The organism is Pseudochrobactrum kiredjianiae, from assembly GCF_030362795.1.
Classification (GTDB): Bacteria; Pseudomonadota; Alphaproteobacteria; order Rhizobiales; family Rhizobiaceae; genus Pseudochrobactrum; species Pseudochrobactrum kiredjianiae.
Genome location: NZ_JAUCBM010000008.1, coordinates 76,012 through 90,880 on the forward strand (window position 1 = coordinate 76,012; position 14,869 = coordinate 90,880).

Here is a 14,869-nt window from a genome sequence, read left to right on the forward strand (position 1 = left end):
CATGTATGATCGTTATATTTCAGATTGGGATAATGCCTATGCCAACGGTATTCATATTGTTGGCGGCGATCAGTGGGGCGATATCTGGGAACAACGCTCGACCCAGTTCCGCACAACACAACTTGAAGCGCAGCGAGCAGATCTCGACGTGCCTTACGGGGAAAAACCACGCAATCTTTATGATCTGTTTTTGCCGGAAGGTGATGCAAAAGGGCTGGTCGTTTTTATTCACGGTGGTTTTTGGACGGAGACAGACAAAAGCTACTGGTCATATCTGGCCTCTGGTTCGGTTGAGCATGGCTTTGCCGTTGCCATGCCGTCCTATACTCTATGCCCCGAGGCGACTATATCCGGCATCACGGTAGAAATCGCCCAAGCTATTGAACATGCTGCGGCAAGAATCTCAGGCCCCATTTATCTGGCCGGTCATTCTGCAGGCGGACAACTTGCCTGCCGGATGATGACTTTATCCAGCCCTCTTAGCCCGATCACGCGGCAGCGTGTCAGGCATGTCCTGTCGATTTCAGGTTTGCATGATCTGCGGCCTCTGATGCAAATGGAATTGAATACATCTTTACAGATTGATGAGGATGAGGCTTTCGCTGAAAGCCCGGCATTATTGCGACCTCTTGAGGCAACACGATTGACGTGCTGGTATGGGAGCAACGAGCGGCCTGAATTTATCCGGCAATCGAAACTTCTTGCCAATATCTGGCTCGGCCTTGGCGCAACCACAACCTGTATTGAAGAGATGGACAAGCATCATTTCGATGTGATTGACGGCCTGTCTGATGCCTCACATCCGCTCATCAAGAGGTTTTTATTTTCGGAGTGACAACCTGATCAATAGCGCCAAAAATGGAATGCCCTTTTTGATCTCTCATCTCAATCTGCACACGATCTCCAAACGTCATATAAGGTGTGTGAGCTACACCATGCAGGATTGTTTCAATCATGCGGATTTCTGCAATACAGGAAAATCCATTCCCGCCCTGATCAATAGGTTTGCCAAAGCCGCCATCTTGTTTGTTTGAAACTGTACCCGAGCCGATAATCGTGCCTGCAACAAGATTTCGGGTTTTGGCAGCATGAACAATAAGCGCACCAAAATCAAATGTCATATCCACCCCCGCATTTGCTCTGCCAAATGGTTTGCCATTCAACGAAACCAGAAGGGGCAAATGAACCTTCCCACGCTCCCATGCTTCACCTAATTCATCAGGTGTAACGGCAACAGGAGAAAATGCTGAGGCCGGTTTGGATTGAAAAAAACCAAATCCTTTGGCCAATTCTGAAGGAATAAGCTCGCGCAAAGAAATATCATTTACGAGCATAATCAGCCGGATAGCTTTAAGTGCCTGCTCGTAGCTTGCACCCATGGGGACATCATCGACGATGACAGCAATTTCCCCTTCCATATCGAGACCATAGGCTTCATCAGCGAGCAAAATCGGCGCGTGTGGACACAAAAAACCATCCGAGCCGCCCTGATACATCAAAGGATCCGTCCAAAAGCTCTGTGGCATTGGGGCATTGCGCGCTTTGCGAACAAGCTCAACATGATTAACATAGGCCGAGCCGTCTGCCCATTGATAGGCACGCGGTAGCGGGGAGGCTGCCTCCTGCTCCCGAAATGGCAGGTTAGGCTCATTGCCTGCCTCTAGGCGTTCTGCAATTTGTATCAGTGCAGGCGCGACTTGCTGCCAGTGATCGAGTGCGAACTGAAGTGTATGTGCGACCTGACCCGCTTCCGCATAGCGGGTAAGATCGCGAGAGACGACCACGAGCCTGCCATCTCTGGTGCCATCTTTTAGTGTCGCGAGTTTCATAGCAAAATCCACATGAGCTAAACGAGAAAACAGCGCTTTATTTAAGGCCCGGAGTTCCGTCGAACCGCCGTTCCAAACCATCCCAACATTGATGATAATCATCTTGTCGGGTTTCTAATTCCGCAGCAAATTGGGTAATTTGCTGAGGGAAGCGTGTTTCGAACATAAAGGCCATGGTGTCGCTGAGTTTGACAGGTTGAAGTTCGCTATTGGTTGCTTTTTCAAAGCCGTAAGTGTCGGGCCCGTGGGGGAGCATCATATTATGCAAACTCATACCGCCCGGAACAAAACCTTTCTCCTTGGCATCATATTGTCCCTGAATAAGCCCCATGAACTCACTCATAATGTTGCGGTGGTACCACGGTGGTCTGAAACTATGTTCGGCCACCACCCAACGTGGCGGAAAAATCACAAAATCAACATTGGCCGTTCCGGCTTCTCCTGAAGGGGCTGTCAGGACAGTAAAAATAGACGGGTCGGGATGATCAAATAAGATCGCACCAACCGGAGAGAAGTTCCGTAAATCATATTTGAAGGGCGTATAATTTCCATGCCACGCGACGACATCGAGCGGCGAGTGATCAATTTTCGTGACATAGAATTTACCGCACCATTTAATGTGAATCCTGCACGTGGTTTCTTTGTCTTCATAGGCCGCTACGGGAATTTTGAAGTCGCGCGGGTTGGCAAGACAATTTGCACCAATGGGGCCACGGTCAGGAAGTGTAAATTTAGCACCATAATTTTCGCAGATATATCCGCGCCAGACCGACTGCGTGCCAATAGCGGAAACCTTAAACACCATTCCACGAGGGATCAGACAGATTTCGTTCGGCTCCACATCCATAATGCCAAGTTCAGTGAAAACACGAATAGTACCCTGTTGAGGAACAATAAGCAGTTCACCATCTGCATTGCAGAAATAGTCGTCAGTCATCGTCTCGTTGAAATTATAAATATGTGCCGCCATTCCCGTTTGTGTCAGGACATCGCCTGCCGTCGTCATGGTGCGGATGCTTTCAATAAAATTGGCGGTTTGCTGTAAAGGCGGTGGCGGATCCCAGCGCAACTGCCCAAGGGGCAGGGAGTGCTCAGCTATACAGGGCGCTGATTGCCAAAAGGGATAGCTGGCATTCGAAAAACGCTTCATATGTTTGACGCTGGGGCGAATACGATATAGCCACGAGCGTTCATTGGTTCCGCGTGGAGCCGTGAAGGGGGAGCCGGATAGTTGCTCGGCATAGAGACCGTAATTGCATTTCTGAGGGCTGTTCTGCCCCTGAGGAAGCGCACCGGCAAGAGCCTCGGTCTCGAAATCGTTTCCAAAACCCGGCATATAAGTCAGAGGGGCAACTGGTGCGTTCCGTTCCATTCCATTTCTCCAAAGATATTCAGAGCAAATTGATCTGTCGCAGCTATCTTTGCTAAATTGCCTTGGCTGTGCCAATCACACCACGTTGAAGCTGATCTGCTTCGATGGATTCAAACAACGCACGGAAGTTTCCTTCCCCAAAGCCTTCATCACCTTTGCGCTGAATAAACTCGAAAAAAATTGGCCCAATGACGGTCTTTGAGAAAATTTGCAGCAGGATTTTTGTTGTTCCGCCGTCCACAACGCCTTCCCCGTCGATGAGAATACCGTGTTTTTTCATAAGCTCGACCGGTTCATCGTGCCCGTGAACACGGTTGAAAGACATATCGTAATAAGTTGACGGCGGGCCCGGCATAAATCGCAATCCATTATCTGCCAGCCTGTCGGTTGCTTCGTAAATATTGTCGGTGCCTACAGCAATATGCTGTATTCCTTCGCCTTTGTAATGTTTCAGGAATTCTTCAATTTGGCTTGTATCATCTTTTGATTCATTGAGCGGAATGCGGATTTTCCCGCATGGAGATGTGATGGCGCGGCTGACAAGGCCGGTAATACGGCCATCTATATTGAAAAAATGGATTTGCCTGAAGTTGAAAAGATCGCGGTAAAAAGCCCACCACTTATCCATATTCCCGCGATAGACATTATGGGTCAAGTGGTCGAGATAGTAGAAGCCGACGCCTTTGGGGTGAGGGTTTGTTTCATCAGTCCAGTCAAACTCAGCTTCATAGGCCGAGCCTTTAGCACCATAGGTTTCGATGAAATAAAGCAATGACCCGCCGATACCTATGATAGCCGGTACATTTAATGTTTTATCCTCACCTTCATAGGGCTGGGCGCCTTTTGAAACAGCATGATCAAAAGCGTGTTGGGCATTCACCACGCGCCACGCCATAGAAGGCGCACAGGGGCCATGTGTCTCTGTAAAGCGCATAGCATGACTGTCCGGCTCAGCATTCAGAATGTAATTGATATCCCCTTGGCGCCATACTGTGATGTTTTTGGTCTTATGTCTGGCCGTCAGGGTGTAGCCCATACGCATGAATAATTCGCGTAACTGCTGCGGCTCCGAATGCGCGAACTCAACAAATTCAAAACCGTCTGTACCTGCCGGATTATCAGCCGTTATTTCAGAAACTGGTGCATCATGTGGAAACGGACCCATAATATCCTCCCGAGAACAGGTGCGTCGTAATGCAAAGTATCGCGCCTATTTCATGCAAGGTGCTTGCGAAGACAGAGTTAGAATGGAAATCTATGCACAATTCGTGAGTGATATAGGGGAAATACGCAATGAATGAGCCACTCGATCGCTTTGATCGTCGTTTGCTGCAAGAGCTTCAAAATGACGGGCATCTTACCAATAATGAACTGGGAGAACGCATAGCATTATCTCCGTCGCAATGCTCAAGAAGACGGATGCGGTTGGAAGCAGAAGGTTACATTTGCGGATATCAGGCAAAGATCAACAGGCAAAAAATCGGGCTGGATATGATCGTGATTATTGCGGTCACGCTGGCGACACATAATCGGGACAATGCGTATAAATTTTCACAGCTTATCAATGCCTTGCCGGAGGTTCTTGAAGCTTATGCTTTAACCGGTGAAATGGATTATCACATTAAAGTCGCCGTCCGAAATTTAAAGGACTTGTCCCGATTTGTTAACGACATTCTCTTGCCGCATGAATCTGTGCAGCATCTGAAAACATCAATTGTTTTAGACACTTTAAAGACCTTCGAGGGCTTTCCGATACTGGAAACTTAACGGTTTCTAATTGTTAATTATCACCAAAATACTATTAAATATATTTTAAGCAGCAACTGAAAGCTTATAAATCAATAACTTGCGGGGAGCTAATCCCGAGCAGGGTGTTCTCCATATCCGGCTCATTACCGGAGCAGACACATAGGATTTCAGCATCCTGCTCGCTAACCGATAAATAGGCATGTCCCATGGTTGAATCGATATAGACGCTCTCACCGGTTTTGAGCCGCACCGGTGCATATTGATCTGTATGTAGCTCAATCTCACCATTGAGAACCATCAGAAATTCCTCACCGGCATGTTTGGTCAGGGGGCCAAATTCTTCCAAAGTGCGGGCACGGGCAAAAGCATGGATAGGCACCATTCTTTTGCGGGTAAGGTCGGTTGCAAGATAATGATAATCATAATTTTGCGTCAGCTGGCGCAATGTCGACATGGCCGAACTCACAGAGCGCCGCGCACGATTGGCCGCAGGATGACTGTCACAACTCAGAAGTTCTGTCAGGTGAATGCCTAAGCCATGGCAAATTTGCAGCAGTTTATCATAGCTGAGAGACAGCTGATCATTCTCAACTTTCGACAGCGTGGAAACCGCAACGCCGGTGCGGTCGCTGACTTGTTGAAGCGTCCATTGGTGGTTCTTGCGCAGTTTACGCAGGCAATTGGCTAGGTTCGGTTGTCCTGACATTTTTACCCCGTTAAATTCCTGCATTCATCTTATTCTGTACGCCAGATCTGAGCAATATTTTTATTATATGCTAAATATTGACTAAATTTGAAAACTGACATAGCCATTTCTTATGGGAGAAAATTCAAAAACTATTATCATTATCGGTGGGGGCATTGCTGGCCTTTCCGCTGCTGCTGTTTTGGCTCAGTCGTCTTCAGTTCTATTGCTGGAGCGAGAGAAACAGCTTGGCTATCATGCGAGCGGCCGTTCGGCCGCCCTGTTTTCGGAAACCTACGGTAATCGTGTTGTACGCGGATTGTCGGTTGCCAGTCGTCCGGCTTTAGAAAATGGCGGTTTTTTTGAACATCGCCGCGGTGCTTTGCATATCGGTGGTGTGGCTGATGCTGCTGCGATTGATGAACTGGCGCAGGAATTGCAAGCACTGTTGCCATCAGTACGTCGTCTGTCTGCGAGTGAAGTCAGCGCTATGGTTTCTGTAATCCCACCGGACAAGACCTGCGGTGGTGTCTATGAAGCTGATGCCATGGATATTGATACCAACAAGATGCTGAGCGACCGCGCCACTCAGTTTAAAGCGGCAGGTGGAACTGTTCGCCTTGGTGAAGAAGTAATGGAAATCCGTAAAACCGAAAACGGATTTCAGGTAGTGACGAATACCGGCACTTACGAGGCGGATATTGTTATCAATGCGTCCGGTGCATGGGCGGATGTCATTGCTGAGCGGGCAGGGCTGTCCGGTCTCGGTATGCAGCCGAAGCGCCGCACAGCTTTTATGTTCGATGCAGAGGATGAAGCCTTACGTGAATGGCCATTAGTCGTTGATCTGCATGAGCAGTTTTATTTCAAGCCGGATGCCGGACGTTTGATTGGTTCGCTGGCTGATGAAACAGATACGCCTCCTTGTGACGCCTATCCGGAAGATCTGGATGTCGCGATCGCCGTTGACCGTATTGAGCAGGCCACCACTCTGCACATCGGTCGTCCTGCAACGCCATGGGCAGGGCTGAGAACATTTTCACCGGATCGCACGCCGGTGGTTGGCTTTGATCCGCGTTTATCCGGTTTTTTCTGGCTGGTCGGGCAGGGCGGCTACGGTTTTCAGGTCTCGCTAGCCTTGGCGGATATGACTGCGAAACTGATCCGGCATGAGCCACTGCCGGATGAGCTGGGCGTTAGTGCTGAAGCATTGGCACCGGAACGGTTTCTGACGACGAAAAATTAATTTTAACCGGCACATGATGTGCCGGTTTTATTTTATATTGAGCGGGAGAGAGACATGACAATTGAAGTTGAATGGGCACGCATGACCGCGCCGGACTTGCGCGAAATTGCAGCGGGTAAAAATGCTCTGGCAATTTTGCCGATCGGATCGCTGGAACAGCATGGCCCACATTTGCCGGTTATCACCGATACTGCGAGTGCTTCGGAAGCGGCAATCCGTGCCGCGCGTTTGGTTTCCGGTGAAATGCCTGTAGCGGTTCTGCCTGGTTTATGGTTGGGGATGAGCGAACATCATCTGCCATTCGGTGGTACGATTACGCTGGATTTTGAAGCGCTGCGCAAAGTCCTGCAATGCATTGTGCGCTCTCTGAAAGCGCTTGGTTTCTCTCGTCTTCTGATCGTGAATGGTCATGGTGGCAATATTGACCCGCTGGCGGTTGCCGTGCGTGAACTGGCTGTCGAATTCGCCATGCCGATTGTATCTACACTGCCTTGGGAACTGGCGCCGGAAGAAACACTGAAAATTTTTGACGTGGATAATGGTGCCCATCATGCCTGTGAGGGTGAATCTTCAGTCATGCTGGCAATTACGCCCCAAACCGTGCGCTCAGATCGTTTTGAGCAGGCTTTTGGCAATCAGCAGCATCCGTTGGAAAATCTGCCAAAGGGAGCAACGCGCTTCTATTCCTTCTCGGAACATGCACCGATAACCGGCACATGGGGTGATCCACGCAGCGCAACAGCTGAAAAGGGCGAGCGTTTTCTGGATTTGCAGGCCGCTGAAGTTGCAAAACTCATTCGCTGTGATGCTCTGTGGACGGCGCCGGATCCGGTTTGGTCTGCAGGACGAGGCCAGAAAACATCAGCCGGACGGCTCGAAATCTAAATTTAGGTGCATAATGGGGAGGAAGATTATGCGTTTATTTTCATCTCGGGCAGCGTTGCTGGGTGCAACACTGCTCTCCGGTACGCTTGCAGTTGTTGGCGGAACGGTTGCCGCACAGGCTAAGACACTGGTTTATTGTTCAGAAGGCTCACCAGAAGGTTTTGACGCTGCGCTTTACTCGACAAACAGCACATGGGATGCGTCATCCGAGACGGTCTATGATCGACTGACTGAGTTTAAAGCCGGCACAACAGAGATTGTGCCGGGACTGGCCGAGAGCTGGACAATTTCGGATGATAATCTGGAATATGTGCTGAAATTACGGGAAGGCGTGCAATTCCAGAAGACGGATTATTTTACACCGTCACGTGAGTTTAATGCCGATGATGTGCTGTTCTCATTCAACCGCCAGATCGATAAAACCAGTCCTTGGTATAATTATACCGGCATGGGCAATTGGGAAATGTTCGATGCGATGGAGATGGGCAAAATCGTCAAAGAAATCGTGAAAGTTGACGATCATACGGTTAAATTTGTGCTTAATCAGCCGGATGCATCTCTGCTCGCAAAACTGGCGTTGAATTTTGGCGTCATTCTCTCAGTCGAATATGCCGATCAGCTTGAGAAATCAGATAACCGGCTGGATCTCGATCATAAACCGGTGGGCACCGGACCTTTCGTGTTCAATGCCTATCAGCAGGATGCGGTGATCCGTTTCGCAGCGAACCCTGATTATTGGGGCGGCAAGCCGAAAATTGATACGCTGATATTTGCGATTACAGTGGATTCCACTGCACGGATGCAGCGCCTGAAAGCGGGCGAATGCCAGATTGCGCCTTATCCCGCTCCGGCCGATGTGGAGGGGCTTAAAGCCGATCCGTCGCTGACCGTTGTAGAACAACCGGGGCTCAATGTCGCTTATATGTCTTACAACACGCTTGTCGCACCTTTTGACAAGGTTGAAGTGCGTAAGGCATTGAATATGGCGATTAACCGTCAGGCGATTGTCGATAGTATCTATCAGGGCTTCGGACAGGTTGCGCAGACCGGTGTGCCCCCGACAATGTGGAGTTATAACGGAGCGATTAAAGGTCCGGTTTATGATCCGGAACAGGCAAAGAAAATGCTGGATGAAGCCGGTGTCAAAGATCTGAACATGAAAATCTGGGCAATGCCAGTGGCCAGACCTTATATGCCGAATGCACGCCGTACTGCCGAAATGATGCAGGCCGATCTGGCACAGGTCGGTGTGAAGGTTGAGATCGTATCCTATGAATGGGGCGAATATCTCAAGAAAAGCCGTGATAAAGCCCGTGACGGTGCAGTGATCCTCGGGGCGACCAGTGATAATGGCGATCCGGATAATATGCTGAGTTTCTTCTTTGTTTGCTCGGCAATTGGTTCCAGTAATATGTCAAACTGGTGCTATAAGCCAGTGGATGACTTGCTGCAAAAGGGGCGTGTCACCTCTGATCTGAACGAACGCAGAAAGATCTATGAAAAAGCACAGGAATATATTGATGAGCAGGCACCATGGCTGCCGATTGCCCATTCAACCGTTGTGCTGCCCATGTCGAAAAAGGTCAAAAATTATGTGATGGAACCGCTGGGTTCACATCGCTTTAAAAATGTTGATCTCGACGAGTAATAAAGCTGCACCGCTTTTGGTTTGTTTTTTCAAAAGCGGTGCTAATCAAACTTTTTGATGAATTCAAATGTTTAGCTTATTTTCATTTCTACCGCGTTCAAGTTTTTAAACGCCTCCTTACATCATAAATCCTGCCGCTTAATTCCTAAAGCTTCAGCATGCGTGTCTGTGCGCAGCTGTCGTGTACGGCATTTGTTTTATTGGCTCACAAACACGCAAACATCTGTCTGAATTTTCAAAATTTAGTCTATCCTCATAAAGAGTTGTGGCGACCATGTTGAAATGTCCACTTCTGCGCAGAGTAGAAATTTCACTGTGATGACGCGTGTAGCGTCAGCCCCGTCAAGCTGGCTGGTAGGTGTTGCTTAGCCTGAACGGGGGCGGGGGAATGCGTGCCTCTTCGGCTTTAGTTTTCTCGTTCACCGTTGATCGTGGTGCGCTTCCGGTATGTGCCCGTTTCCTGCTGCTCCCAAAGCTGCTATGATTTTGGCATGGCTAAAGACGTTCTGAGGTTTTTCTTCGATTACGGCGCAGGTGGCTGCCTATGGGCAGGTGACACCGCAACGCGTGATAGGCTCGATATAGGGCCTGTCGATGCAGTGGCCTTTGACTGCGAAGGGCGAGTGAGTAAGCCCGCCTGCGTGGAGCTTTCTGAATTGGCTCAAAGTTTGCGTGACCAACTAGACTTCGAGCACTCTTGCTATCTTAACCCACTGTATCCACCTGATCCAAGCCTTTGGACACAGGCTCTCTGTGAGAGTTTCAATACGAATGTGGACAGGTTGCTAGCGATTTTACGCCACGAAATTGGCAAGGACTACGAGATATTGGACGAACAAATCCGCTATGTGGAAGATCCTCAACTTGATGATTATCTGGCCGTCAACCCAGGCCTCACTAGATTGAACGAAGTCAAGGTTCGGACTGTCCGCTAAGGCTAAAGTTGCCGATTATCAACCACCTCCATACGCGTTAATGCCTTCTATCGGTGTACGATGATAGCTGGGTCATTGATGATATCAGTCCGTCGTCCTGGTTTACGGCCATTTGGCTTATAGCCATTCTTTTTGCTGTTACTCTTCACCCTTGGTTGTGGCATTCATTCCTGCTGTTCTTTGATAAATACCAGAACATGGCTGAGCCTTTTATTCTCGACAATGGCGGCGTGGGTAACACACTGATCCATTTCAAACATCTTATAAGGCAGAGAAAGACCTCGGCAACGGATATCAAGACGACGATCAGCAAAGGCATAGGTATCAACATATTTACCAATCAGACCATGGGTTATATCATTGGCCTCCAACATAACATTGCTCTCGTTTGCACAGAATGTCACGAAGGAGATAATTGATTATATTCTATGGCTTATGCAGATTATAACAACGGGTAGGGAGCTTGAAAAACTTAGCATTATTTCGCATCATAAACTCTGGTAAGAAAGCATTACCTGCCTCCATATCCGATACCCAGCCAGTCTGAGCTCCTTGACCAAACGATCCTGCAATGTGCGATTAGCACGCTCAACACGCCCTTTCGCTTAGCTGGAAATTGCACACAGGATCTCAATATTGAGCTCTGAAAGGGCACGTCCGAATTGCGTCATGCCCTGACCACCTTTGGCATCCGCCTTGGCCACCCGAAATACCGAATGTTTGTCGGAATAAAGGGCTATTGGGCGACCACGTGTTTTTAGGTAAAGTTCTAAAGCTTCAAAATACGTAAAAGCATTCTCTGAGCGCACAAAAAGTAATTGCATCAATGTGCTGGTGGCATCGTCAATGAAAACAAGCAGCGTGCAGGGTGGCCCACGGACTTTAAGCCACCGATGATCAGAGCCATCAATCTGGACCAATTCGCCATAGGCTTCGCGACGCAATCGTGACTGATGAAATGTCTGGCTTTTTTTTCGGGAAAGCCATATTTCGGCTTCTTGCATCCATTTGCGCAGCGTCTCACGTGACACGTTAAGCCCATGATGTTCAGCCAGTTTCTCTGCTGTGAGTGTCGGCCAAAATCGAGATAGCTCTCGCGGATCAAAGGCAGAGCATAATCACGGATACCATTAGGCAAGCGATTGTTAGAACAGCGACCTCGGCTTTTGTGGCGAAGACTGGCCGCACCATCATTTATAAAACGATCCAACAACCGGTGGACATGACGCTCGCTCAAAGCTAGCACATGCGGCGAAGAGCCTCGGCGGTGGCGATGTCCGATGTGAGACGCGCGGTTGGTCCGGGGCCGAGGTTGCAGCCATAGCTGTAGACCGTGAGAATATAGCGTTGTTCTGCGTTAGAAAGCTTAGGGTTTGCGCCAAATGGTGGCCTAAAATGACGAGTGTAGCTGGTCCAGCATGTGCCGTTTTTGAGAATATCGAGCAGATGCCGTTCACCCATACGACTGTGAACTTCCGCTTCGAAGGAAGCCAGTCCTTCAGGCTGAGATTTGCGAAGTGTTTGTTTAAGAAAAGGCTTCCCGTTTGGGTCAATCGTCACCTCGGCATTGTCTGGAAAACCGTTATCAAATTGCGCTGCTGCCTGAGTGCGTTGAGCTTTCAGCCCGGTGGCGAACGTCATGCCTTCCTCCGGCATGCCGACGGCATGGCAATAGTCCGTCAAGCGCGGCAGGCAATCCGCCCATGGCAGAAGTTGGGAACGATAGTCATAGAAAATTTCGGCGCCCACGACGTAGAGACCACCCGCCTGCAAGGCATCCGCCAGATGGGTGAAGACGCAGTCCTCGAATGCTCGTCGCGCAGCAAAGCCACGGTTGGAGCAGCATTTGATGACAAAGCTCTGCCGTCGTTACCGATCCGGTTGGGACAATAAGCAAACCGTCCGGCGGCATCAGGTATCAGACGGCCCGCTACGGAAACATACATGAGACTATGAACTTGAGCTCGCAAATTGCCAACTAACCGATCCAGGGTACTAAACGCAGGCAAATCTATGCCAGCAACGCAGCTCTTCTATGGCGCGATTAATCAGATCGGCCGGATCATTCATGGTCAATCCCGCTTACGTAATCGCCGCCGAGACCAAGCTTTCGCCCTTCGGGTTGTAGGAACGGGCACCAAGATAGACAAAAGCGGCCGCTCGATAGCAGCAAAGCGTTTTCTCGCTGATTTCTGTGCCCCCTTAGAGGCGACAAAATTAAGCTGCCCCGCGATGTTGTCAACGATACATACATGTGTTTCACCCGAGATGGGAAAGCAACCAACGCCACGGCGGACAGTCAATAATACGGCCAGTGTCAGACAACTCGCTTCACCTCGAGTGTTTGCGTTAATAAATTCTCTGTCGGAATCACTCAGAGAATGTCGGGCAATAAGCTTTTCACGTGTCAGTGCCTCGCCCAAGTTCGGATAAGTGGTATGGTCAATTATAGTCATCAGAGTATCCAGAAAAAGAGCTGCCAAATGCTCGGAACGACATGAGGAAATCGATGGCGACAGCCCATCCCATTTTACAGTCTAAATAATATTCATCGGAAAACACTTTGTTTTCCGCTCACCTTCTGGAGATTTCGATTTTTGATCGGATCATACCGTGAAATTCAAGTGGAAAACCCTGTCGGAATGATACTAAGTGTGGATACCTCATTTTTGAAGTTTTCCGTACATGTTGATCGGGTATATGCGTGTTGCATCAGCAGATGATCGACAAAGTGTCGATCTGCAACGTGATGCTCTGATTGCGGCCGGTGTCGATGCGCGGCATTTACATGCTGACAAAGTTAATGGCGTGCGCGACGACAGGCCAGGTCTGAAATTCTGTCTCGCTTTCCTGCGATCTGGAGATTGTCTTGTTGTATGGAAAGTCGACCAGCTTGGGCGTTCCTTGACGCATCTCTTGACCATCATCAATGATCTTAAACAACGCAAGATCGCCTTTCATTCACTCACTGAACAAATGGATACGACTACAGCACAAGGAGAATTATTTTTCTCTTTGTTTGGCGCTCTTGCTCAATATGAGCGCTCCCTGCTTCAGGAACGCGTGAATGCTGGTTTAGCTGCAGCGCGCCGGCGCGGCCGTAAAGGCAGCAGACCACGGGCCATTGATCCTGAAAAGCTTGAGAAAATCATCGGTGCGCTTCATATTGGATCGAGTAAAGCTTCGATCTGCCGTACAATCCAAATTCCTTGCTCTACACTCATTGATACTCTTGCGCGGGCAGGCTGGAATGCGGCACAAGTGCTCAATTGACAATATTTTAGTTAAAGCTCTAAGTATTCGTAAATTGCGATATACGAATACTTAATTTCAATTCGTAAATTCTTTTCATATTTAGATTAGTGTTCTAAAAGAGAGGAGAATGTTCAATATTTAACTCGTCTTAAGGCTCTGATATGAACAAGCAATTACAGCTAAAAACGTTACAACAAGGTCGTGGTTTGGCTGCTATGGCAGTTGTTGCCTTTCATCTCTCCCTGCTGCTTGGAAACTTTCGTTATTTAAATGATGCTGTTTTTTTAGATTTCACATATCGTGGTAATTTAGGGGTTGATTTTTTCTTTGTACTGTCCGGTTTCATTATTGTTTTTGCCCATTACAAAGACATTGATCGTCCGAACCACATTTCGGAATATTTGCTGAAACGCTTTACACGGCTCTTTCCAGTCTATTGGCTCTATACCGCAATTTTTTGCAGTTTGGTTGCACTCGGTATCGGGAGTGCCAGTATCGTTCCGGAAACTTTAAACAATTGGATATCTACGGTTTTTTTGATCCGTCTTGATAGTTTCGAACTTCCGATCACGCCTGCGTGGACCCTTATTCACGAACTTGCTTTTTACCTGGTTTTTGCAACGCTCATTCTGAACAGGACTCTCGGTATTATCATCTTATCCGCATGGTTGATCACCGGCGGCCTTGTTTTTCAATATGCAGATGAAGGCTCTAGGTCGCCTCTAACAACGTATTTTTCACCACTAAATTTTAATTTTATTATAGGAATGGCCGCTTTTTATGCTTTTCAAAAATTCAGCTCTATAAATATGAAGCCAGCTTTTCTGTCCGGCCTCATATTGTTCATTATTATATATATTCTTGAAAACCGTGGCATTAGTTATAATTATTTGCAAATTGCCTATGCGCTCAGTTTCGGATTGCTTATTCTGGGCTCTGCCTCTTATGAAAGAAGCGGATTTAAAGCGGAAAAGTTTAAAATTCTCAGCCTGATAGGCGATGCCTCTTATACAATCTATCTGACCCATTTGGCATTTCTTGGTCTTTTTTCCAAGATAGTGATTAAACTATCGCAATATTTCCCATTAAATCCGGCCGCTATTTATTCTATTGTTTTTGTTTTAACTATCATATGCGGTTGTCTCCTATATAGTTTCGTGGAGCGCCCATTGTTGCAGTATTGCAGAAAATTTCTTGCAAAAAATCGCCGGAACAGGCTGATCACCGAAACTGTCTGAGCGGAAAAATTGAAGTGCGGGACCTTA

Annotated in this window: 15 protein-coding genes and 1 pseudogene; 9 read left to right on the plus strand and 7 right to left on the minus strand. The window is 48.2% G+C overall.

The window, feature by feature from the left end:
* The first annotated feature begins 1 nt into the window (after window position 1).
* Window positions 2-835 carry a hormone-sensitive lipase gene (locus QUF18_RS14790; RefSeq protein ID WP_289388012.1) on the plus strand — a complete coding sequence of 278 codons (834 nt, stop codon included), beginning with the start codon at window positions 2-4 and terminating at the stop codon, window positions 833-835.
* On the opposite strand, the gene QUF18_RS14795 is transcribed toward QUF18_RS14790, so the two are convergent.
* From QUF18_RS14795 to hppD, 3 genes are read right to left on the minus strand one after another with little or no spacing between them, the layout of a single operon-like run.
* A complete protein-coding gene (locus tag QUF18_RS14795; protein ID WP_289388047.1) occupies window positions 810-1,829 on the minus strand; it encodes a fumarylacetoacetate hydrolase family protein in 1,020 nt (339 codons plus the stop codon). The two genes, QUF18_RS14790 and QUF18_RS14795, sit on opposite strands and share 26 nt — an antisense overlap.
* 37 nt (window positions 1,830-1,866) lie before the next feature.
* The gene (hmgA, locus tag QUF18_RS14800) at window positions 1,867-3,201 is read right to left on the minus strand and encodes a homogentisate 1,2-dioxygenase (protein ID WP_289388013.1); all 1,335 of its coding nucleotides are present in this window, start codon (window positions 3,199-3,201) and stop codon (window positions 1,867-1,869) included.
* 52 nt (window positions 3,202-3,253) lie between these two features.
* Complete coding sequence (hppD, locus tag QUF18_RS14805) at window positions 3,254-4,366, minus strand: 4-hydroxyphenylpyruvate dioxygenase (protein WP_289388014.1); 1,113 nt, start codon at window positions 4,364-4,366, stop codon at window positions 3,254-3,256.
* Window positions 4,367-4,494: 128 nt separating this feature from the next.
* On the opposite strand from hppD, the gene QUF18_RS14810 reads away from it, so the two are divergent.
* Entirely contained in the window at window positions 4,495-4,968 is a 474-nt protein-coding gene (locus QUF18_RS14810) for an Lrp/AsnC family transcriptional regulator (protein ID WP_289388015.1), read from the plus strand.
* 64 nt (window positions 4,969-5,032) lie between these two features.
* Here the strand turns inward: QUF18_RS14810 and QUF18_RS14815 are convergent, their stop codons facing one another.
* Window positions 5,033-5,656: a helix-turn-helix domain-containing protein gene (locus tag QUF18_RS14815; RefSeq protein ID WP_289388016.1), complete on the minus strand. Its 624-nt coding sequence runs from the start codon at window positions 5,654-5,656 to the stop codon at window positions 5,033-5,035.
* Between the two features lie 112 nt (window positions 5,657-5,768).
* Between QUF18_RS14815 and QUF18_RS14820 the strand changes: the two genes are divergently transcribed.
* From QUF18_RS14820 to QUF18_RS14835, 4 genes are all read left to right on the plus strand, one after another.
* Window positions 5,769-6,881: an NAD(P)/FAD-dependent oxidoreductase gene (locus QUF18_RS14820; RefSeq protein WP_289388017.1), complete on the plus strand. Its 1,113-nt coding sequence runs from the start codon at window positions 5,769-5,771 to the stop codon at window positions 6,879-6,881.
* Between the two features lie 54 nt (window positions 6,882-6,935).
* Complete coding sequence (locus QUF18_RS14825; protein ID WP_289388018.1) at window positions 6,936-7,766, plus strand: creatininase family protein; 831 nt, start codon at window positions 6,936-6,938, stop codon at window positions 7,764-7,766.
* Window positions 7,767-7,794: 28 nt separating this feature from the next.
* The gene (locus QUF18_RS14830) at window positions 7,795-9,414 is read left to right on the plus strand and encodes an ABC transporter substrate-binding protein (protein WP_289388019.1); all 1,620 of its coding nucleotides are present in this window, start codon (window positions 7,795-7,797) and stop codon (window positions 9,412-9,414) included.
* A 491-nt stretch (window positions 9,415-9,905) separates the two neighbouring features.
* Window positions 9,906-10,349, plus strand: a complete 444-nt coding sequence (locus tag QUF18_RS14835; protein WP_289388020.1) for a hypothetical protein — start codon at window positions 9,906-9,908, stop codon at window positions 10,347-10,349.
* Window positions 10,350-10,396: 47 nt separating this feature from the next.
* Here QUF18_RS14835 and QUF18_RS14840 read toward each other — a convergent pair.
* Window positions 10,397-11,607 (minus strand): annotated as a pseudogene (locus tag QUF18_RS14840) (ISNCY family transposase); the annotation flags it as partial.
* A complete protein-coding gene (locus QUF18_RS20390) occupies window positions 11,589-12,005 on the minus strand; it encodes a Tn3 family transposase (RefSeq protein WP_353074526.1) in 417 nt (138 codons plus the stop codon). The gene QUF18_RS20390 and the pseudogene QUF18_RS14840, both read right to left, overlap by 19 nt.
* 9 nt (window positions 12,006-12,014) lie before the next feature.
* Here QUF18_RS20390 and QUF18_RS14850 point away from each other — a divergent pair, with 9 nt between their 5' ends.
* On the plus strand, window positions 12,015-12,242 hold the full coding sequence (locus QUF18_RS14850) for a hypothetical protein (protein ID WP_289388021.1): 228 nt from the start codon (window positions 12,015-12,017) through the stop codon (window positions 12,240-12,242).
* Window positions 12,243-12,421: 179 nt separating this feature from the next.
* Here QUF18_RS14850 and QUF18_RS20395 read toward each other — a convergent pair whose 3' ends face one another.
* Window positions 12,422-12,805 (minus strand): DUF4158 domain-containing protein, encoded by a 384-nt coding sequence (locus tag QUF18_RS20395; protein ID WP_353074523.1) that lies wholly within the window; start codon window positions 12,803-12,805, stop codon window positions 12,422-12,424.
* A 244-nt stretch (window positions 12,806-13,049) separates the two neighbouring features.
* Between QUF18_RS20395 and QUF18_RS14855 the strand changes: the two genes are divergently transcribed.
* Window positions 13,050-13,622: a recombinase family protein gene (locus QUF18_RS14855; protein WP_434547423.1), complete on the plus strand. Its 573-nt coding sequence runs from the start codon at window positions 13,050-13,052 to the stop codon at window positions 13,620-13,622.
* Window positions 13,623-13,765: 143 nt separating this feature from the next.
* Window positions 13,766-14,842 carry an acyltransferase family protein gene (locus QUF18_RS14860; protein WP_289388023.1) on the plus strand — a complete coding sequence of 359 codons (1,077 nt, stop codon included), beginning with the start codon at window positions 13,766-13,768 and terminating at the stop codon, window positions 14,840-14,842.
* Window positions 14,843-14,869: the final 27 nt, after the last annotated feature.